This window comes from Thalassovita sp., from assembly GCF_034670005.1.
In the GTDB taxonomy this organism is placed as follows: Bacteria; Pseudomonadota; Alphaproteobacteria; order Rhodobacterales; family Rhodobacteraceae; genus Thalassobius.
Genome location: NZ_JAXMOH010000015.1, coordinates 14,219 through 34,658 on the forward strand (window position 1 = coordinate 14,219; position 20,440 = coordinate 34,658).

The following is a 20,440-nucleotide window of genomic DNA, read 5'->3' on the forward strand; positions in this document are numbered from 1 at the left end:
AAGGTACCTCAAGAACGAAGGGTGCCTAAGTTAATCCAAACGAAAGATAGCCTGTTGAAGCCCTATGAATGGACCCGGATCCTCGCCCAGTATCGCGAACCGATTCTTTCCCGTAGTATTTTCGAACTGACCGTGACTTTGGTTCCTTTTGTAGTGATCTGGGCTTTGGCCTGGTGGGCGGTGTCGATCAGTCCCTGGCTGGCCCTGGCGCTGGCCTCGGTAAATGCGGCGTTTTTGATGCGCTTGTTCATGATTCAGCATGATTGCGGTCATGGGTCGTTTTTCAAGAACCGCCAGCTGAGCGATTGGGTCGGTCGGTTTTTGGGTGTGGTGACGCTGACTCCCTATGATGTTTGGCGCAAAAACCACTCTATTCACCATGCAACGACCGGTAATCTTGACCGGCGCGGCACTGGTGATCTTCCAACGCTCACAATCCGGGAATACCGGCAAAAGAGCTGGATTGGCCGGGCCATGTACCGTTTGCTCCGCAATCCGATTTTCCTGCTGGGCGTTGTGCCGTTCTACCTGTTTTTTCTGCAAAATAGATTGCCCGTCGGGCAAATGCGGTCGGGTCAGGTCTATTGGATCAGCGCATTGGCGACCGACGCCGCGATTGCCGCCGCGCTGGGAGTGATCGTTTGGCTGGGCGGTCTGGACGTTCTGCTGCTGGTATTCCTGCCGACGACGCTTTTGGCCGCGATGGCGGGGGTATGGTTCTTCTATGTCCAGCATCAGTTCGAAGACACTGTTTGGGACCATGATGATCAGTGGACCGTGCAAGAGGCTGCTCTCAACGGCAGTTCCTATTACGATCTGCCCGGTGTATTGCGGTGGGTCACCGCAAATATCGGCGTTCACCATGTGCATCATCTGGCCAGCCGCATTCCATTCTATCGTCTGAGTGAGGTGATCCGGGACCATGATATCCTCGCCCAGTCTCAGCGTATCACACTCTGGGAAAGCTTCCGCTGTGCGCGGCTGCATCTTTGGGATGAAAAGAGCCGAAAGCTGTTGTCGTTTTCCGATGCCCGGTCTGTTGCCGCGTAGCGCTCAATAAAGAATGTGGCCCCGAATGTCGGGGCCTACAGTTTTGGCTTTGTGAGACTATTCTGGTTTTGCGCGGCGATTCAGGCCGATGCGATCGGGCGATGGCCGGATGACCGCATCGGTCAGGTTTCGAAATCAGTCCGCGTCGCCAATCCGTTCCTGGCGCAAACCATCGCGGTTCGACTGTGCATGCGATGCGATCTGTTCCATCGGGGCGAACCAGACTTCGCCGGTGTCCAGCGCCCGTTCGATCAGCTTTTCCATTTCGCGCCACCGCGCCACGCGCCCGGTAAGGAATGGGTGCAAAACCGGCATCCAGAACCCGCCCGCATCGTGCATGGCGTCGAATTCTTCGGCAAAGGCACGTATTCCGTCCGACGGCGCCCGCACCGGCATCAGGTAGTCGATTTCGCCAAAATGGGCAAAGGGCGGCCAGTCGTCGGTGCCCCAATGCGGCGGTATTTCGATCAGACTGCCTTTGGGGGTTTCGACAAGATAGGGCAGATCGTCGGCCATCATTGAACTGTCATAGAGAAATTCATGTTCGATCAGCCGGTCGACCATCGCCGGGGTCATCGAATAGACCGGGGCGCGATACCCGCGTGGTTTGCGGCCGGTCATCGACACATGCACTTCGAGGGCGCGTTCGAACAGTTCGGCTTCGACGTCGTCCGAATGCATCATCGGGTCTTCGTGCATCCACGAATGATGCCCGATCTCGTGGCCATCTTTGAGAATCGCTTCGACGGTATCCGGGTAGGTCTGCATCACCCATGCCGGCATGAAAAAGGTCTGGGTCAGGCCGAAGCGGCGATAGGTGTCCAGAATGCGGGGCATGGCGACTGTCGGCCCGTAGCGCCCCATAGAGATCGGCTGCAACCTGAGTTCGGCATCATCGGGGCGGGCGGTGCGGATCAGTGAATCTGCATCAATGTCGAATGTGACGCAGGCAGCGCTGCGCTTACCTTCAGGCCAGGTGATCGGATTGAGAAACATGTGTGACTCCGGGATAAGGAACCGCGTCAGGCGGGTCGGGCCTGATCCACGCAAACGGAAAACAACGCAACAAGATCGTTGCGCAGACGTGTTTCAATTTCGTCCTGCGTGGTTTCGTCGGACGAAATGAATTCGATGAAGCGGGCGTTCTGAAGCTGGAACAGGGCGCGACCAAGATGCAGTGGGTTTACCGTGCCCGTAAGGGTGCCCGCAGCCTGCATTGCTTCGAAACGACGGACCAGAACAAAGGAGAGTTGCTCGTCGAGCTTGGCATAGGCCTTGTTGATCTGGGTGCCGGCCTCGGTCGTTACCGCTGCGATGACCTGGCGCCAGATGTCTTTTTCCAGCGTGGCGATCGCGTGGTCCATGATCTGATGGGCAAAAGCGATCACCAGCGTGATGATGTCGCTTTCTTCACGGGGCAGGGTTTCATCCAGTTGTTGGATAAGTTGCTTGTCGCTTTCGATCACCAGAGACAGCAGGATGCCTGCCTTGGTGCCATAATAATTATGTACGGTGACGCCAGACACTTCTGCTGCCATCGCGATGTTTTCGATCGTCGTCTTCTCGTAACCCTTTTTTTTGAAAAGGGTTTTGGCCGAAGACACGATGCGATTTCGCCGGTCTTCCTTCTGTCGCGCACGTAGAGAACTCACCGCCGCCTCCTTTGGTTGAGCCCTAAATTCCTCTAACGAAACTATTTGGTCAAGTTAAAAAATTTATTGCGAAAAAACTTTTACTAGATAAAGTTATTGGTGGAGATAAAGAATCACAACACTCTGCGAGGTATGACCATGCGTTCCATTCTGAATATCGCGGCCGCCACGGCCATTGCAGCGGGAGGCAGCGCCGGTGCGGCGGCTGCCGATACAATCGATGTCGGGGTCTGCGTTTCCTGGCCCGGCTATGCGATGCTTGAGGTTGCACGTCAGAACGACCTGATCCCGGATCATGATCTGAACATCACCATTTTCGAAGACCCGCTTGGTGGTCACGCCGCTCTCGCAGCGGGTCAGATCGACGTTTATGGGTGTACTGCGGATTACACGCCGCTGGTGGTCGATCGGGGCACCGACGTGGTCAATGTCGCGTTTCTCAACCCGTCTTACGGGGTGGATCATATCATTCTGTCGCCGGATATCGAACCAGCAGACCTGCCGGGTCTGAAAGTGGCGGCGCCGCAGGCTTATATTGGCCACTTGCTGATGGGGATCTGGCTCGATTCCGAAGGCATTTCTCCTGATCAGGTGGAATGGGTCAATCTGAACGCCGACGAAGCGGTTGGACCGATGATGTCGGGCGATCTTGCCGCTGCCTATATGTATGAACCCTGGATTTCGAAAGTGCTCGAAGCCAAGCCGGGGGCGCGGTCGATCGTCAATACGTCTGACCCGGAAGTGCTGAAAACCGGTATCTTCATGGACGCGCTTTACATGAACAAGAACTTCATCGCCGAAAACCGCGATGCCGCCGTTGCCGTGCTGAAGGCGCGTTGGGACGGGCTTGGTTACTGGAACGCTCATGTCGAGGAAACCAACAAGGCGATGGCCAAATTCCTGCAATGGCCGGAAGAAGACATCGGCTACGTGATCGGCACCAATGGCAAAAGCTTCGAAGGTGGCATTTATATGCTAGACTTTGATGAAAGCGCGCGGCTTTGCGGTGTGCTCGACGGCGAAGGTCCCTTCGGGATGGCAAACGGATCAATGGTGGATTCGATTGCGCTGACCAATGAGTGGTGGATCAAGCTTGGCCTGATGGCCAAGAAAATCGACGCCGCCGCTGGCATCGATTGCAGCCTGATGGGTGATCTTGTGGCTTCTGGTTATCGCCAGGAACTGATCGCGCAATAATCCAAAACCGGGGGCGCCGTGTGGCGCTCCCCCTTTTACCGGAGCAGAGCAGTGGCGGCCCAATCCCCCTCGAGACCGTTTTTCAGGCTGAGAAAACCAGTAAGCCGACGCCAAAGCGTCCTGTCGGCACTTTCAATCTGGATTGTATTTTTTGGCGTCTGGATTTTCGCTTCGGCGACCGGAATGGTAAATGAACTACTGGTGCCCGCGCCGCAGCAGGTCTTTGCCACAACATTCGATCTTTTCTTCAATCGCGGTTTCGGGTCTGACGTGATGATTTCGATTGCCCGGGTAATCGGGGCCTTTGGTATGGCCATCGCCGTCGCGGTGCCGCTGGGTGTGATGATGGGCAGTTTTCCTGCGATCGAAGCGGTATTCGCCCCGTTCGTTTCGGCCTGGCGTTACCTGCCTGCGCCATCTTTCATTCCGATCCTGCTGATGTGGTTCGGAACTGGCGAAGCCCCCAAGCTGGCACTGCTTTTCATCGGTGTAATCTTTTTCCTGATCACGCTGATCATGGACCACACCAAGAACGTTCGCGAAGAACTGGTCGAAACCGCGCTCACCCTCGGGGCCAGCCGTCGGACGGTTGTGGCCCGGGTCATTTTCCCGGCTGTGTTGCCTGACATCATGGTTGCGATGCGCCAGATGCTCGCCATGGCCTGGACCTATCTGGTGATCGCCGAGATCGTCGCCTCGACCACCGGCATCGGTGCCATGATGATGCGCGCCCGCCGCTTCCTGAAAACCGACGAGATCCTGTCGGGTATCATCGTGATCGGTGTGCTCGGCCTTGTCTTCGACCTTGGCTTTGCTGCCTTGCATCGTTGGGCCTTCCCTTATTTGCAGAAGAAATGACCATGACCCAAGTCACCGCATTGGAGATCAGGAACATCACAAAGGTGTTCGAACTGGGCGGCGAAAACCGCGTAACGGCTGTTCAGGATGTCAACTTTCAGGTCGAGCAGAATTCGATCTGCGTCTTGCTTGGACCTTCGGGCTGCGGCAAATCGACGATCCTGCGGATGATGGCAGGACTGGAAACTCCAAGTGCGGGGGAAATCGCCATTGGCGGGCGCACGGTCGACGGACCAGGGCGCGACCGCGGCATGGTGTTTCAGGCCTATACCTCGTTCGATTGGTTGTCTGTGCGCAAGAACGTCGAATTCGGGATGAAGATCAACGGCGTCGACCCGGACGAACGGCGCGAACGGGCCGAGCGGTTCATCAACCTTGTCGGGCTTGGAAAATTCGCCGATGTCTATCCTTCGCAGCTTTCTGGCGGGATGCGCCAGCGCGTCGCCATCGCCCGGACCCTGGCCAACGATCCCGAAGTCCTGCTGATGGACGAACCTTTCGGCGCGCTTGATGCCGAAACCCGGTGGCTGATGCAGGAATTGATGATCAATGTCGCCGAACAGACCAACACCACCATGGTGATCGTTACCCATGATCTGGAAGAAGCGATTTTCCTTGCCGACAAGATCGTGTTCCTGTCCAGCCACCCGGGCCGGGTGAAAGAGGAAATCGTGCCGGGCTTCAAGCAAGGTCAGCGCATCGCGGACAAGGAAAGAGCGGTCAAGCTTGATGGCTACGCCGAGCTGGAATCCAAGTTGATGAGGTTGATGCGAGAAGAAGGGCGCGGAGTGGAATGAGCGTAAGTTTCGATTTCTCCGGCAAGACGGTGCTGGTGACCGGTGCCAGCAGCGGGATCGGCTATGGCGTGGCCGAGGGGTTCGCGAACGCCGGGGCCAATCTGATTGTTTTGTCGGATACCGATGCGATCCATGACGCGGCCCGGCAATTGCCGGGTAAAGTGCGCGCAATCCAATGCGACATTGCAGACGCCGCGATGGTGACGGAACGGCTGAGCGATATCGAACGGGTCGACGTGCTGGTGAATAATGCCGGGCTTGAACGTCCGACCCCGCTTACCGGGGCGAACCCGGCTGGTAACACGACATTCGAGCGGATCATCGCGATCAATATCACCGGCACCCAGAATGTGACCGACACGTTGGTGACCCGCATTCCCGATGGCGGGCGGATCATCCTGACCGCTTCGATCTGGGCGCGCACCGCAGTGCCCGGATTTTCGGCCTATGTGTCCAGCAAACACGCGTTGATCGGCCTTGCCCGTACCTGGGCGCAGGAATTGGGCCCGCGCGGGATCTGCGTGAACGCGGTTTGCCCCGGCTGGGTGAAAACCGGACCGGCGATGAATTCGCTCAGGGAACTGGCTGAATCCAGCGGCCGCAGCGAAGCAGAGGTGCAGGCCGAAATCATGTCGGCGCAAGCGATTGACGGGCTGATGGAGCCGTGCGACATGGCCGAAGCTTACATGTTCCTCGCCTCTTCGGGGGGGGCGAACATCACCGGACAGGCCATCAACGTCGATCGCGGCGAGGTGATGTCATGACGTTGCAAGGCAAACTTGCCATTGTTACCGGCGGATCGCGCGGGATTGGCAGGGCGATATCGTTGGCGCTGGCGTCGCATGGGGCCAAGGTGGCTTTTTGTCATCCCGGCGATCCGGCCGCGCCGGAAACCCTGACAGCGATCAAGGCGCTTTCAGATGGGATTTCAGTGACCGCCGATGTTGCGGACGAAGCCCAGATCGAAGCTTTTTTTCAGGCGGCGACCGATGCCTTTGGGGCGCCTGACATTCTGGTCAACAATGCGGGCATTCTGCGCGAAAGCCCGCTTGCCGAAACCGATGTTGCCGACTTCGATCGTGTGATCGCGGTAAACCTGCGCGGCACATTCCTTGCCGCGCGTGCCTTTGTCCGGCGTAGCCAGACCGGGCGGATCATCAATATCGCCAGCGATCTGGGTATCCTTGGTCGTGAAGAAATGGCGGCCTATACCGCCTCGAAAGGTGGGATCATCGCTTTGACCCGCACCTTTGCGCGCGAATTGGCGCCGGGGATATTGGTGAACGCCATCGCCCCCGGGTCAATTAAAACCGACATGACAAGCCCCGACAGCATGAGCCCCGAACAGTTGGCCAAGGATATGGCAACACCGCTGGCGCGGTTCGGTCAACCGGGGGATATCGCCGCAATGGCCTGCTTCCTTGCAAGCCCCCATAGCAATTTCGTCACCGGCCAGTGTTTCGGCGTGAACGGTGGCAGTGTGATGACCTGACAGGAGCCATAAATGACAAGCGATCCTTTTTTCCATCCCGTTTCCGGGTTTGACCTGCCGCGCTATGCCGGTGTCCCGACCTTCATGCGTCTGCCGCATGTCGGGTTCGATCACCCGCGTCTGAAGGATGTGCAGATTGGCTTGATCGGTTCGCCCTGGGATTCCGGAACAACCAACCGTCCGGGGCCGCGCCACGGGCCGCGCCAGTTGCGCGATATGTCGACGATGATCCGGGCGCAGAACGGTGCCACCGGGGTGCGCCCGTTCGAGATGGCGAATTGCGCCGATCTGGGTGATGTCGCACCGAACCCGGCGGATATCCAAGACAGCATGTCGCGGATCACCACCTTCTTCGAACAGGTCCGCGCCAATGGCATTCGCCCGCTGACCGCTGGGGGCGATCACCTCAATTCCCTGCCTATCCTGCGAGCCTTGGGCAAAACCGACCCGCTGGGCATGATCCATTTCGACAGCCATACGGATCTGTTTCACAGCTATTTTGGCGGCACGATGTACACCCATGGCACCCCGTTCCGCCGCGCGGTCGAGGAGGGGCTTCTTGATCCCAAACGGGTCGTGCAAATCGGTATTCGTGGCACCACCTATGATAGTGAAGACCGCGATTTCGCTGACAGCGTCGGCATTCGCGTGATCCCGATCGAAGAATTCCACGCCCGCGGACCCGAAGACGTGATGGCCGAAGCCAAGGAAATCGTCGGCAAGGCGCCCACCTATGTGTCTTATGACATCGATTTCATTGATCCCGCCTTTGCCCCCGGCACCGGCACGCCCGAAGTGGGCGGACCGAATTCCTATCAGGCGTTGCAGGTCGTCCGCCTGCTTGATGGGGTTGATATTGTCGGGGCCGATCTGGTCGAGGTTTCACCACCCTTTGATGCGTCCGGGGGCACGGCGTTCCTTGGCGTTTCGGTGATGTTCGAAATCCTCTGCCACATGGCCGGGTTGGTATCCGAGTAACAGACCGACCGGCACCTTAATACAAAGCGCCCGGCCAAGGTCCGTTTCGATGTTGAAACGGGCGTTTACCGGGCGTTCTTTTCCTAGAACTGCTTTAGCAGGCGGGTCGTTTCCGGATCGAGGAAACCGGCAACGGTTGCTTCGGTTTCAAGGTCAAGCGCCCGGTGGAGCGCGCCAGCAGTTGCTTGGTTCAGTACCCGTTTCATTGCGCGCACCGACAGGGTAGGGAGCTTTGCAAGCTGCGCCGCCACCTTGGCAGCTTCGTCTTGAAGCTCTGTGTCGGCCACAACTTTCCATGCGACCCCGCAATCGTGCAATTCGGCGGCTGAATACCGTTGTCCGAGGAGCAGCATTTCACGCGCTTTCAACGGTCCCACGATGGCTGGCAGCAATGACGTCACCGCGCCGGTGACGAACAGGTTGAGCGACACTTCAGGGAAAAACCCCTTGGCGCTTTCGGCCCAGATCGGAAAGTCGCAGTTGATGGCCCATTCAAAGCCGCCGCCAACGGCCCAGCCATTGATCGCCCCCACAACCGGCTTGGCGCCGAAAACGATGGCCACCGTCGCCCGCTGGATCGCGTCGACCAGATCGCGCGCGTCTGTTTCGGTTTCGGGATGGACATGTTCATGCCTGTCATCGCCCGCGCAAAAGGCCCGGCCTTCGCCGGTAAAGATGATTGCGCGTGTCTGTGGGTCCCGGTTGGCGTCGTCGAAGGCAATTGCGACTTCGTCGATCAGCCGCCGGTTCATCGCATTGAGTGATTCCCGACGGTTCAGGGCGATTGTGCGCACACCGTCGCCGGTCATGGTGGACCGTATCGTGTCGTAGGTGAAATCCATTATGCGTAGCTCCTGATCACACGTTTGGTTTTGCCTTCGGTCACCGGAAAGGTGCCTGCGGGGACGATGGTCACCCGGGCGGTCGCCCCGAGCTTGGCCTTGAGCGCCGCTTCCAGCCGTTGGGAAAGGGTGCCGTCATCGGCCCTTCCCCTGGCAAGCTCGGCTTGAACTGGCAGAACGTCGTAGGGTGGGGGTGTGTCGAGCGTGATGCGGTAATCGCCTGACAGTTCTGCAAATTCCGTCACCACCGCAGCCACCATGGTCGGGAACATATTGAGCCCCCTGACCACGATCATATCGTCCGAGCGCCCCACCACGCGGAACCGGAATCCAGTGCAGCCACAGCGGCACGGATCGGTGGCTTCGACCGCGATGATGTCGCCGGTCCGAAACCGAACCAGCGGCTGACAATCGCGCGACAGATGGGTCAGGACCAGTTCGCCTTTTGCGCCGGGTTCCAACGTCTTTGTTTCTTCGCTGTCCGGGTCGATCAGTTCGACATGCAGCACATCGTGGGCAACAAAATGCAAAGCCGTGTCATAAGCGCATTCGGAGGCGAAATTGCAGAACACGTCCGACACGCCGTAATTGGCATTGCGGGGCTCCATCCCCCAGGTGTCGCGCAATCGTTGGCGCAAGGCGGGATCGTCCAGACCGGGTTCGCCCCCGAACAATCCCAGTTTGAGGCCCAGATCGGCAGGTTTCAGGCCGGGGAATTTTTCCGCGACCACCCGTTCCAATACGGTCGGATAGGATGGGGTGCAGGAAATGGCGGAGATCCCGACTTCGAGAATGCTGCGGACCAGTAGTTCGGTCGACCCGACGCCGAAGGGCACCACCGTCGCGCCGGTGCGTTCCAGCGTCCGATGATCGGTCAATCCTCCCATCCACATCTGGTAATTCAGGCAATGCACCACCGTATCGCCCGGCCCAAGACCCGCCAGCGCCTGTGCCCGGCCACCAATGATTTCGGTGATCTCGCAGTCGCGCGCGCTCATCGCCAGATTCATCGCCTGCCCGGTCGTGCCCGATGTGCGGTGCAGTCTGGATACCTGATCGCGCGGCGCTGCCAGATAGTCGCCGAAGGGCGGATGGGCGGGCTGTGACAGGCGCAGGTCCGCTTTGTCGGAAAAGGGCAGGGCGTCCAGATCCTCCAGCCGTTCGGGAGGTGCTTTCCCATTCCAGAGGCGCCGGTAGAAATCGGAATGGGCGGCGACATAGGCGCTTTGTCGTTCCCAGGCCGCCTGTCGGTGATCAGCAAGGTCATGCAGTGGAACCCGGTGGCCGTCTTCAATAAGGCTCATGGTGCCATGCCCCGTTTCCAAATGTCTGTGAACATTTCCAGTACTGCCTCCGGGTCTTGTGAGAGTGAATTGATCCATGGGTCGCGGGTGACGAACAGGGCCGTCAGGTATTGGTCCACCATGCCACCCAGAGCGTAGGCGCGGCGCATCAGGTCTGGTTCGGGTCTTGCCGCAGTCCCCTTGCGTTTTTGCTCCGCGCGAACCACGGTTTGCGACCAGTCGTGGTTGAGGCGCTGGAACGCCGCACGGGCTTCGGGAAAGGCGTCTCCGCCGACCACCATGCTTTTCATCAGGCCTGCGTTTTCTTCGAAAATACGCATGTAGGCCGCAGTGGTGTTGCGGGCCGCATCGCCAGCGCCGCGGGTGGCAGCCCGCATTCGAAGCTGCACATAATCTGCAAAGGCGCTGAGAACGGCACCGGCCAGAACATTTCTGTCAGAGAAATGGAGATAAAACGTGCCATGTGCCACGCCAGCCAGTTTGCAGGTCGCCGAAACAGTGAGCCGTTCCAATGGCTGCTGGGCAAGGAAGCGGGCACAAGCGACCATAAGATCGGTACGCGTCCGGTCCCTTTTGCGCATTTCCGCGCGGTCGCGCAGGAGCCAGTCCACAAAGCATGCGTCCTGTGGGTTTTCTGCCTGCGATGAATGCGCCGGGGTCACGATAGGTCTCCGCCAGAATCAAAATATGAAACTGACATCATCATCATATTTATATGTCGTCAAGACCTTACAATCCCGAACATGGCGCGGCTCTTGCATCAGGCACTGTCTGAGTATGACTTGATATACATCCTTTGGTGAATTTGTTTATCCATGATACTACCTTTACGTAAAGCGACCGTTTCGACTTCTTGCAACCACAAGAGTGGTATCCGATGAATATCCCAAAACCAGACAAAGGCACTGCAGTTACGCGGCGCGCGTTCCTCAAATCGACGGGCGCTGGTGTTGCTCTTACAGTGATTGCGCCCAGTTTTTTGCTCTCCGGGCAGGCCCGGGGCGCAGGCCTCAATACCGGGGCGCCCACCGACGTCCCCGGCGTCGCTACCCAACGGATTGATGGGCTGGCCAAGGTGACGGGGCAAAAGGTCTATGCCCGCGACTTTTCCGCCGCTGACATGGCAGGCTGGCCGGACAACCAGTGGCACGCGATGTATTTGCGGGCGCTTACCACCGATCAGGCATTTGAAGGTGTCGATCTCAGCAGCCTGCCGCCTCAGGCGCAACCGGCGCGGGTGGTTCTTGGCAACGAATTGAGTCAGGCTTTGCGCGCTCCCAAAGTGGCCTTTGCACGCGATCTGCATGTCGATGAACGCATCGCCGAAGAGATCGCCAAGACGAAACGCCGGGCCACGGGCGATGACGACGGCAGTTTCAATTTGCCGCCCGATGTGGTTTTTGACCTGATCGTTGTCCCTGGCAATATCCCCAATTTTCTGGGTCAGGCTGTCGCGCTATTGCTGTTTGACAGCCTTGCGGCCTACCGTTCGGCCAAATCCGCGATCGAGTTCAACGATAAGGCCTTCCAGATATACGGCAGCGGCCTTCAGGACGGTCCGCCATTGGGCGAGGCATTCTCACCGACGACCACATATGTGAAGTTCGGGGACGAGTTCAGCTATGCCACAGCCGACCCCAGTACTTATATGGATCAGGTGCCGGGCTATCAGAGCAAGATTCAGCAGACGCTGGACAGCGACCCCAATCTGATCCGGCAACCCTTTGCAACCGACATGCAGGCGATGGACCCGATGTTCATGGAACCTGAGGCGGGGTTGGTTTGGGTCGATGGCGCTTCGGGCACGATAAATGTCGTGCTGGGCACCCAATCCCCAGATGGCGATATCAGCAATATCATGTCGATGTATGACAGCGACGACGCGCCATTTCATCTGCAGGCGGTTAATCTGACAAGCTGTTATCCCGGCGGCGGGTTCGGGGGGCGCGACAGTTCGCCTTTTTCGCTTATGCTGGCGCTGGCCGGGGCCTATTCCGGCGGAAATCCGGTGCGGCTGTCCTATGACCGGTTCGAACAGTTTCGTGTGGGGCTGAAACGTCATGGGGCCGTGCTCAGCGGCGAGGTGGCCGTGGATAGCGATATGTCACTGCAGGCCATCCAGATGAACTTGACGTTCGACGGTGGCGGGCGGCGCAATCTGAGCCCCTACGTGGCCTCTTTGGGCGCCCTCTGTGCGGGCGGTTCCTATGCCGTGCCGATGGCCAATATCTTTGGCGAGGCGAAGCATACTCAGAATATTTCGGGCGGATCGCAGCGCGGGTTCGGTGGCCCGCAGGCCTTTTTTGCCATCGAGACGGCGCTTGACGACATCGCCGCCGCGCAAAACTGGGATCCAATGGATCTGCGCCGGGCCAACATTGTGGCCGAAGGCGGTGCGACCGTGGTTGGCGGACCGGTGGAGCAGAGCCTTCGCCTTGCAGAGATGCTCGATCTGGCGAAAGATCACCCGCTCTGGGCCAATCGCGCGGCGCTCAAGACCGAATATACCGTCGAGGGTCAGACCCAATATGGAACCGGGATTGCCATGTCTCTTCAGGCCTACGGGACGTCGGGCGACGGCATGGTTGCCTCTGTCCTGCTGAACCGCGATGGGACCATCACCGTTCAATCCGACGCGGTCGATATGGGCAACGGGTCAGCCACGACGCTTGGCGTGGCTGTCGGCCCGATCCTCGGGACCAACGCGGCGCAAGTCGATATGGGCGCCTATACGTTGTTCGGTATGACCGGCCTGAGCACGGATGACAGCACCGGCCAAGGCTGGGACAATCCGCATTGGACAGCGAAATCTGTCGGGTCCTCCTCAGCTTGCCTGACGGCGCTGCATCAGGTGCATACGGTCCGGCAAACGGCAGATGCGCTTTTTCAGGGGGCCATCCTGACGGCGGCAACAAATATCTGGGGTGTTTCCCCGCTGACTGCTGGCGATGTGGCCTGGCAGGATGGTGCACTCGTCCTGAACGCGGGGGGCGTGACCCCGCTGAGTCTGGCGCAACTGGCCGGGGAAATCTATGCCGCAGGCTTGCCCTATGGCGCGTTGGGGCATGCCTATTTTCAGAACACATGGGCCGAAGCAAGCTTTCCTACCCCTGCCGGGCTGTTGCCGCTTCAGTTGGATGGATTATCTTTCTACCTGCCCGGGGGCACCGATCCGGTATTCGCCGAGCGGCAGAACACCACTGGGCCCGATGACGCCAGCAAACGCTATGCGCGATATGTCTGGGCCCCCTGTGTCAATGTCGTGGGGCTGACCGTGGATGTCAGTTCGGGCAACGTTCAGATCGAAAACGTTCTGAGCGTGCTGAATGCAGGTCATATCCACGTGCCGCAACTTGTCTCGGGCCAGAGCCAGGGTGGGGTGGCGATGGCGATCAGTTACACGTTGCTGGAAGACATGCCGCCGGGCATGGATGGCCCGGCGAACGGAACCTGGAACCTCAACCAATACCATATTGCCCGTGCGGGGGACGTGCCGCTTGTCGATGGCTACACGCCCGGCCAGCGCGGTCAGCAGCTTGTGACGCTGGCCGATCTTCCCGGCAGCCCACCGATTGGCCGCGGCATTGCGGAGGCCGTGATGTGTTCGATCCCTCCGGCGATTTCCAACGCTTTACGAGATGCCACCGGGGTACGGTTCGCATCGCTTCCGATCACACCCGAAAAAATCCTGGGAGGTTTGGGTCAATGACGATTTCCCTGACAGTCAATGGCGTTGCGTACCAGATCGACGATAGCCGCGCAGACGACAAGCTGGTCGATTTCCTGCACGAAGACCTGAACCTTACGGGCACGAAATTTTGTTGCGGTATCGGTGTTTGCCGGGCCTGCACCGTGCAGGTCAGCAAACCGCCAAATCCGGCGACAACGCCGATGATCAGTTGCTCTACGGCGCTGGGCATTTTGGATGGCAGTGTCGTCTCGACCATCGAGTCCGTTGCGCAGGATGGCGTTCTTGACGAGGTGCAGCAGGCTTTTCTGGACAATTTTTCGTTCCAATGCGGCTATTGCACCCCCGGGTTCGTCATGGCGTCGCGGATGTTTCTGGATGACCTCAGGGCGCAACCTGTCCCTGCCGATCAGTTGGAGGATGCGATGATGGCGGCGATTGGCAGCCATATCTGCAGGTGCACCGGCTATGTCCGCTATTTCGAGGCGCTCAGGCCGCTGGCCGAGGCCGCCAACACCGGCCAGGAGGGACAACGATGATGGTCCTGCGTGCCTGTACCATTACGCTTGTTCTTGCCGCCGGGGCCGCCGCCGCGCAAAGTTCGAACCAAGTCTACGGTTCAGCCTGTGCCGCTGATATCGGCGCGATAGAAATGTTTGATTGCGCCGCCGGTGCGAGTGTTCCGGTCACTGTGAATGGCGTTCCGGTCACCGATCATGCCCCAGAGACATGTGACCGGCCGGCGCTATTGAACAACGGCGAAGGCTCCGACGGTCAATGCGTGCCATTTTCCCGTATTCTCAACCTCTCCACCGACAGTGCGCAGATCGCGGTGATGTGCCGGCAAAAGCTTTTTCGTGCGCAGGGGAGCACGGATTTCGACGAAATCGACGTGATCGCCCACAACCCCAATACCGGCGCCACATGCTGGTTTCAGGCCAAGGCGGATGCGGGTGGGGTTGTCAGCGGGCAAAATGTCCCATCGCCGACCGCCGCGACCGATAACAGTTTCTGGGAAACACCCGAAGCGGTCGTTGCCGACGGCTGTGGCGTCTGCCACGACAATGATCCATTCATGTATTCGCCCTTTGTCGGGCAGGTCTGGGCGCATGTCCCGGTCGACCCGTTTGGTCCATATGCGCATGTCGATCCCGGTTACGGATTTTCGGCGTGGCCGACCCATTCGATGGATATGCGCGACAACACCTGCGTCGGCTGTCACCGGATTGGGTCCGGTTTGCTTGCGCCGCCGGACCCGACGCAGGAAAAACCTGGGTCCTGCGGCGAGCTGGCGCAATGGATGACCGGGCAGGTGATCCCGTCCGGGGCGGATAACTGGGCCAGCAGCTATCCCGGAAGCCACGCAATGCCGCCCGGTTTTGGCGGTTCTGAAGAGGCGTGGAATGTGATCTATGCGCAATCTGCGGCAGTGGTCCAATCTTGCTGTACCGATCCCAGCCAGGAAATTTGCGCACTGACCGAAATACAATCCTATCTGGAGAGTACCGAAAACAGATGAACAGCATCCGGATCGCGGGCCGATCCAGACACGAGACTGCCGATGTCGGAAGCGGCTTCAACACCGCGCCCGCCGGGAAAGCATACCGGAATTCGCATTTTGCGCTGACCGTTCGCTGAGCCTGCTGCCCGAGACTGGACAAATCGCCCCATCGGGGAATGTGTGCTTGTTCCATGGGGCCGCGCTGCTTACTTAAAGGGTCATGCGGCTGACGAAATTTCCAATTCTGCTGGGGACGCTGATTTGCGCCCTGACGTTCGCTCTGGCGACGTCGGGTTTTGGGCATCGTTTTTCCTCCGAGGCCCAGGTCGAGGCCGATCTTTATGCCGCGGCCTTTGGGGTGAGTGCTGCCGATCTTTGCGGCGGTTCCGGGGATGATGGCACCGGGAATGACTGCCACGCCTGCCGCCTTCTAATGGCGTTTCATTTACCCAGCCTTGAAACCGGCTATGCCCGGCTTGTCCTCGCACAGGCGGCGGCGACACCTGATTTGTCGGGACCCCGCCTGCCATCGCAGACCAGAAACACCACACGCCCCGCGCGGGCGCCGCCATCGGTCTGACAGTCTTCCTCTACCCGAAAGATTGGTCCGGGCGTCGCGTGCCGGACGCCCCTCATGGATATCAGACATGACGCTTTTTCCCTTCTTCGCGGGGGTCTGCACCGCGATGACTGACCGCTTCGGCAGGATGCGCTGACCGTTATGCGTTTCGCGTTTCTCCTTGCCCGGACCTTGCTTGTGCTGGCGCTTGTGCTGCTTGGGACTGTTCCCGACGGCATGATGCGACAATCGGGGCCGGATGGAATCCGGCTGGTGCTTTGCACCAGCGACGGAACCAAGGAGGTCTGGCTAACCGATGATGGCGGCACGACCCCTGTTCGCGAAGAGGACGGGCAGGGCGGTGATGGTCATAAGCCCCACTGCGTTCAGGTCTCCCTCGCCGTGCAAAGCGCAGCACCGCCGCTTGCCGAGCCGAATGCCCAAGAACTGGTTTTCTGTGAGTTGGCGCTGCCGACCCACCAAGTCCTGCGTCGGCAGACCGCCGGTGGCGCGGCGCGCGCCCGCGCTCCGCCTGTTTCCGTCTGAACGCGCCGGACCCTGCGTCCGGCATCCCGAACAGACGTCGGAACAGGGACCGCACGACCGGCAGCCCGTCATCGCCTTGGGCAAGACGGATAGTGCCAATAGCGCAGTCTCTCTCTGGCCGCATCCCGCCGCCCTAAGCGGCATTGCACCTCATGAGACGGAGACGCGAAATGAACGCGATGACACTCCCGTGGCAGATCCCAGGCCACGTTGAACCGATCGATTTAAGCACGAAACGGCACAGCCTGTTTCGCGGCCTGACGACGCGGCAGAAAGCCATAGCCCTTGGGGCCTTCACCCAAGACGTCTATGGCGACGGCGACCCGATCCCGCGCAGCCGTGCCAGCGCCCCCCATCCTGAGATCGCCCTGCGCGGCGTGTTGCGCAAGGAGGTGGCCGAACCCGGCGGTGCCAGTCGTCTTTTCGGTCTGACCTTCGCGGGTGAAATACTGTCCCCCGCCGGCCCCCGTACAGCCGCGGTGCAGTACATTGCGATGGGTGAAACGGTACTGCTGAGCTGCGATGCGGATGCATTTGCAGAACTTGTGGAGGAAATTCCGCGCCTGCGGATGAACTACCTCGAGGAATTGCAGGATCGTCTTTGCGAGGCGCGCCGTGGGCAGATCATGCTTGGACGCAAGACGGCGATGCAGCGGGTGGCCACTTTGCTTTTGTCGTTCTGGGAACGGCAAGGGCGGCCCGTCGAGATGGATCTGCGCCTGAACCGCGCTGAGCTTGGGCAAATCCTGTGCCTCACGCTAGAGACTGTTTCGCGTCAGATCAAGGTACTGGAAAAGGCCGGAACGGTGGCGCTTCCACAGCCGTCCCGCGTGATTATCCGTGATCCGCAGAGCCTTTTGGCCGCGACGGGCGAGCCTGTTTCGCTTCGCCGTGCCGCGTGATTTCGGTTCTGGTCCGGTGGCTGATGCACCGGACCAGATTTCGAAATTTGCAAGGATCTGAAAGATCTTCAACGACAAGACGATCACAGAATGCGGTTCTTCTGATCGATGGCTGCGCAAGCCGAACAGCAGGCGATAAGCCGTGAGGTCTGCTCAGCTTATACCGGCGTTATTGAGCCAGCTCAGGATATATCGGTCGGGGAGGTATGATCGCAGCCATGTTTGGAACAGCCGGTCGAACTGGGTCAGTTGCGCGATCCGATCAGGACTGTCGCGGACCCATGTCACCACCTGTCCGTGCCCTCGTTTGCCCAAGTCGGGATAAAGGTATGCACAACCCAGATACCGCCCGCCCGGGTCGCGGATGATCCATGCAAAGGATCGTTTTGCGGTGAATTCCCGTTCATGCCAGCCCATGTCGGTCAGGTTGTCGTCGCGGGTCAGGCCAAGCGGCCAGTCATCGCCGAACAGTCCTTTCAGGACCTGTTTCGAGCCGATGACCGCTTCGAAATCTTCATCCACCTGAGCAGGCGACAGGGGCGTCAGTTGAAACGCCCCTATCTCTGCCCGGCGCGGCAGGTCTGTTTCAGCAAAGTCCGGATGCGGTTGCACGAAACTCAGACCTCCTTGGCTTCACGCTTGAACGGGTTTTCCGCGGGGACGTCGTAATCTGGGATCAGATCACCCTTTGCATAGGCGTCGGCCATGTAACGAAAGGCGTTGATCGACATCCGCATCAGATGATCGCCTGCTTTCATCGGCGGATATTTTTCCAGCGTTTCAGGGGTGCGGAATTTTTCCAAGGGTTCGACGACGGTGTGATAGTCCAGCCCAAAAAACAGCGGCATCGAATAGCGTTCCTTGCCGATATTTGCCACCCGGTGCTGGGTCGATTTGAACTGACCGCCTGACCAGGTTTCGAAAATGTCACCGATATTGACCACGAAACATCCCGGCAGGGGCGGCGCTTCGATCCAGATGTCTTCGGCATTCATCACTTGCAGGCCGGGCGCGCCGGTCAACAGGATGGTGAAGCATTCGAAATCGGAATGGGCACCGATGCCGACCATTTCCTTGGTCGCGGGCATGTCGTTTTCGATATAGCGCAGCAGCCGCAATTGCGAGGTGGGATAGCTGATATGGCGGGTCAGTTCCTCGGTTTCGACGCCCAGTTCCAGCGCCAGCGCATCCAGCAGGCGCAGGCCCAGATTGAAGGTGGCGTCATAATAGCCCGACACGGTGTCCTTCCAGCCCGGGATGTCGGGCCAGATATTCGGGCCGGTCATCCGCCATTTGGCAAGGTAATCGGGATGATTTTCGGGGGCCTCAAAGGACATGTCCCAGGCTTCGTTGAAATTGATCAATTTGGGGAAATCAGACCCGTTTTCCTCGAACGGCACATAGCCGCGGTGATGGGTGGTGAAGCCCGACCAGTATTTCATTTTGAAACTGCGGGTCTTTTCGTGGAATTCCTTGGAAGCGGCGAAAAGCGCGTCGACCTGGTCCTGTGGAATGCCGTGATTGGTGATGTAGAAAAATCCCGATGTGCGGGCGGCGCTGCCCAATTCGGCCGCGACGCGGGCCTTATCTTCGGGATCGCCTGTAAATAGACCGGCAAGGTCGATCACGGGTAGGTTGGCATCTTCGATGGTCAGGGCGCGCTGGTCTTGGGAAATATCTGAACGCATTTGTCAGTCCTCTTGCAGTCCTTGTGACTGATGTTCCCCACAAGGTTCCACCGGCGGGCGGGATGCGCTGCGATGGAACGGGGAGAGCCCACCGCAATGGTTCCCCGGATTCGCCGGGCGACATACCAATTCTGGTCAGAAATCCTTACCTGACCCGCTGTTTTGCCCAGAAATTGATCAAATTACGTCTGCCTTGACGAAAATCCGGCCTTTGGACTCACGCTTCGGCGGCGCTGCGGCACAGCGTGAAGGGGCTTTCACGGCACCAGTTTGCCCCTGCGTGCCCAAATACTGGAGACACCGATGACCTCTTTCAACCGACGCACCCTTCTCAAAACCGCTGGCAGTGTGGCCGGCCTGGCCGCCGCTTCGAGCGTGATCGGTAGCCCCCTGATCGCCCAAGCCCGTAGCCTCAAGGTCGGGTCTTATGGCGGCTATTTCGAAGACAGTTTCAAGCAATATGTCTATCCTGCCTTCACCGAAGCGACCGGGATCGCGGTGGAAAGCGTGACGCAGCCCAATTCGACCGACTGGCTGGTAACGATGCAGCAGGCGACGGCGGCAGGCAATGTCCCGGCCGATGTTTCGCTCTATGCCCGCGACACGATGATCAAGGCCTCGCGCATCGGTGGGCTCTTGGCGCCGCTCGACCTCAAGAAGATGCCGTCCACCGCGAACATGGACGGCTATTTCATTTTTGAAGACACCACCGGTTCGATCGGGGTCGGTGCCATGTCGTGGTTCACTGCAATGGTCATCAATCCCGACGAGGTCGAAGTGCCCGCAAGCTGGGCCGATTTTTGGGACGGTTCGAAATTCGAAGCAAGCCTCGGCCTGTCGAAGAACTTCAATTCGCAATTCCTCGACATCGTCGCCGCCACCTTCTTCGACGGCGCCGAGACGTTCTCGACCAAGGACGGGATCGTGGCGCTGGTCGAAAAGGCCGCGGAAATCAAGCCCAACGTCGCCCTGTGGTGGTCGGCCGAAAGCCAGATGGAACAGTCGATGAAGAATGGCGACGTGATCGGCGGGCAGTATTACCTCGACGTGGCCAACCTGATGGCGGCGGACGGGTTCCCGATCAAGCCGGTATTCCCAAAGGAAGGCAACCCGCAGGATTACGGGTCTTGGTGCCTGTCGGCAATTTCGGAAAAGGCGGACGAGGCGGCAGCTTTCATGGATTTCGCTTCTGAACCGTCGACCCAGGCGCTGATGTCGCGGATGATCGGGACCGCGCCGCTGGTCGATCAGTCCAAGACCGACTTGACCGACGATGAATTTGCGATGGTGTCGGGCACCCCGTCGATCAAGCCCGCCTATGAAGCCTATCTCGACAACGAGACCTTCATCAAAGAAACCTGGGAAAAAATGCTTGCCGGAGCGTAA

General features: G+C 59.1%; 21 protein-coding genes. 14 read left to right on the forward strand and 7 right to left on the reverse strand.

Going from position 1 to position 20,440, the window contains the following annotated elements; genetic code table 11:
- Window positions 1-54: 54 nt before the first annotated feature.
- On the forward strand, window positions 55-1,050 hold the full coding sequence (locus VOI23_RS18085; RefSeq protein WP_323786442.1) for a fatty acid desaturase: 996 nt from the start codon (window positions 55-57) through the stop codon (window positions 1,048-1,050).
- A 135-nt stretch (window positions 1,051-1,185) separates the two neighbouring features.
- Here VOI23_RS18085 and VOI23_RS18090 read toward each other — a convergent pair whose 3' ends face one another.
- Window positions 1,186-2,046, reverse strand: a complete 861-nt coding sequence (locus tag VOI23_RS18090) for a polysaccharide deacetylase (RefSeq protein WP_323786443.1) — start codon at window positions 2,044-2,046, stop codon at window positions 1,186-1,188.
- Between the two features lie 26 nt (window positions 2,047-2,072).
- Entirely contained in the window at window positions 2,073-2,702 is a 630-nt protein-coding gene (locus VOI23_RS18095) for a TetR/AcrR family transcriptional regulator (protein WP_323786444.1), read from the reverse strand.
- Between the two features lie 138 nt (window positions 2,703-2,840).
- Between VOI23_RS18095 and VOI23_RS18100 the strand changes: the two genes are divergently transcribed.
- The 6 genes from VOI23_RS18100 to speB all read left to right on the forward strand — a co-directional run bounded on the left by VOI23_RS18100 (window position 2,841) and on the right by speB (window position 8,024).
- Complete coding sequence (locus tag VOI23_RS18100) at window positions 2,841-3,899, forward strand: ABC transporter substrate-binding protein (RefSeq protein ID WP_323786446.1); 1,059 nt, start codon at window positions 2,841-2,843, stop codon at window positions 3,897-3,899.
- Between the two features lie 183 nt (window positions 3,900-4,082).
- The gene (locus VOI23_RS18105) at window positions 4,083-4,757 is read left to right on the forward strand and encodes an ABC transporter permease (protein ID WP_323786447.1); all 675 of its coding nucleotides are present in this window, start codon (window positions 4,083-4,085) and stop codon (window positions 4,755-4,757) included.
- A 2-nt stretch (window positions 4,758-4,759) separates the two neighbouring features.
- Window positions 4,760-5,554 (forward strand): ABC transporter ATP-binding protein, encoded by a 795-nt coding sequence (locus VOI23_RS18110; RefSeq protein ID WP_323786448.1) that lies wholly within the window; start codon window positions 4,760-4,762, stop codon window positions 5,552-5,554.
- Window positions 5,551-6,318 (forward strand): SDR family oxidoreductase, encoded by a 768-nt coding sequence (locus VOI23_RS18115; protein ID WP_323786449.1) that lies wholly within the window; start codon window positions 5,551-5,553, stop codon window positions 6,316-6,318. The genes VOI23_RS18110 and VOI23_RS18115 overlap by 4 nt, the downstream gene beginning before the upstream one ends.
- A complete protein-coding gene (locus VOI23_RS18120; protein ID WP_323786450.1) occupies window positions 6,315-7,046 on the forward strand; it encodes a 3-oxoacyl-ACP reductase family protein in 732 nt (243 codons plus the stop codon). The genes VOI23_RS18115 and VOI23_RS18120 overlap by 4 nt, the downstream gene beginning before the upstream one ends.
- A gap of 12 nt (window positions 7,047-7,058) precedes the next feature.
- The gene (speB, locus tag VOI23_RS18125) at window positions 7,059-8,024 is read left to right on the forward strand and encodes an agmatinase (protein ID WP_323786451.1); all 966 of its coding nucleotides are present in this window, start codon (window positions 7,059-7,061) and stop codon (window positions 8,022-8,024) included.
- A gap of 83 nt (window positions 8,025-8,107) precedes the next feature.
- Here speB and VOI23_RS18130 read toward each other — a convergent pair whose 3' ends face one another.
- The 3 genes from VOI23_RS18130 to VOI23_RS18140 are packed head-to-tail and all read right to left on the reverse strand — an operon-like array spanning window position 8,108 to window position 10,781.
- On the reverse strand, window positions 8,108-8,866 hold the full coding sequence (locus tag VOI23_RS18130; RefSeq protein WP_323786452.1) for an enoyl-CoA hydratase/isomerase family protein: 759 nt from the start codon (window positions 8,864-8,866) through the stop codon (window positions 8,108-8,110).
- A complete protein-coding gene (locus VOI23_RS18135) occupies window positions 8,866-10,170 on the reverse strand; it encodes a phenylacetate--CoA ligase family protein (RefSeq protein WP_323786453.1) in 1,305 nt (434 codons plus the stop codon). Before VOI23_RS18135 ends, VOI23_RS18130 begins: the two co-directional genes overlap by 1 nt.
- Window positions 10,167-10,781: a TetR/AcrR family transcriptional regulator gene (locus tag VOI23_RS18140; protein WP_323786454.1), complete on the reverse strand. Its 615-nt coding sequence runs from the start codon at window positions 10,779-10,781 to the stop codon at window positions 10,167-10,169. Before VOI23_RS18140 ends, VOI23_RS18135 begins: the two co-directional genes overlap by 4 nt.
- A gap of 266 nt (window positions 10,782-11,047) precedes the next feature.
- On the opposite strand from VOI23_RS18140, the gene VOI23_RS18145 reads away from it, so the two are divergent.
- The 6 genes from VOI23_RS18145 (at window position 11,048) to VOI23_RS18170 (ending at window position 17,366) form a co-directional block, all read left to right on the forward strand.
- A complete protein-coding gene (locus VOI23_RS18145; RefSeq protein ID WP_323786455.1) occupies window positions 11,048-13,879 on the forward strand; it encodes a xanthine dehydrogenase family protein molybdopterin-binding subunit in 2,832 nt (943 codons plus the stop codon).
- Window positions 13,876-14,397 (forward strand): (2Fe-2S)-binding protein, encoded by a 522-nt coding sequence (locus tag VOI23_RS18150; RefSeq protein ID WP_323786456.1) that lies wholly within the window; start codon window positions 13,876-13,878, stop codon window positions 14,395-14,397. Before VOI23_RS18145 ends, VOI23_RS18150 begins: the two co-directional genes overlap by 4 nt.
- A complete protein-coding gene (locus VOI23_RS18155; RefSeq protein WP_323786457.1) occupies window positions 14,394-15,377 on the forward strand; it encodes a hypothetical protein in 984 nt (327 codons plus the stop codon). Before VOI23_RS18150 ends, VOI23_RS18155 begins: the two co-directional genes overlap by 4 nt.
- Window positions 15,378-15,579: 202 nt before the next feature.
- Complete coding sequence (locus VOI23_RS18160; RefSeq protein ID WP_323786458.1) at window positions 15,580-15,939, forward strand: polyketide synthase; 360 nt, start codon at window positions 15,580-15,582, stop codon at window positions 15,937-15,939.
- A 141-nt stretch (window positions 15,940-16,080) separates the two neighbouring features.
- Window positions 16,081-16,464, forward strand: coding sequence for a DUF2946 family protein (locus VOI23_RS18165; protein ID WP_323786459.1), 384 nt, complete (start codon window positions 16,081-16,083; stop codon window positions 16,462-16,464).
- A gap of 170 nt (window positions 16,465-16,634) precedes the next feature.
- The gene (locus tag VOI23_RS18170; protein WP_323786461.1) at window positions 16,635-17,366 is read left to right on the forward strand and encodes a Crp/Fnr family transcriptional regulator; all 732 of its coding nucleotides are present in this window, start codon (window positions 16,635-16,637) and stop codon (window positions 17,364-17,366) included.
- A 153-nt stretch (window positions 17,367-17,519) separates the two neighbouring features.
- Here the strand turns inward: VOI23_RS18170 and VOI23_RS18175 are convergent, their stop codons facing one another.
- On the reverse strand, window positions 17,520-17,978 hold the full coding sequence (locus VOI23_RS18175) for a hypothetical protein (protein WP_323786462.1): 459 nt from the start codon (window positions 17,976-17,978) through the stop codon (window positions 17,520-17,522).
- A gap of 5 nt (window positions 17,979-17,983) precedes the next feature.
- Window positions 17,984-19,054 carry an isopenicillin N synthase family dioxygenase gene (locus VOI23_RS18180; protein ID WP_323786463.1) on the reverse strand — a complete coding sequence of 357 codons (1,071 nt, stop codon included), beginning with the start codon at window positions 19,052-19,054 and terminating at the stop codon, window positions 17,984-17,986.
- A gap of 303 nt (window positions 19,055-19,357) precedes the next feature.
- Between VOI23_RS18180 and VOI23_RS18185 the strand changes: the two genes are divergently transcribed.
- The gene (locus VOI23_RS18185) at window positions 19,358-20,440 is read left to right on the forward strand and encodes an ABC transporter substrate-binding protein (RefSeq protein WP_323786464.1); all 1,083 of its coding nucleotides are present in this window, start codon (window positions 19,358-19,360) and stop codon (window positions 20,438-20,440) included.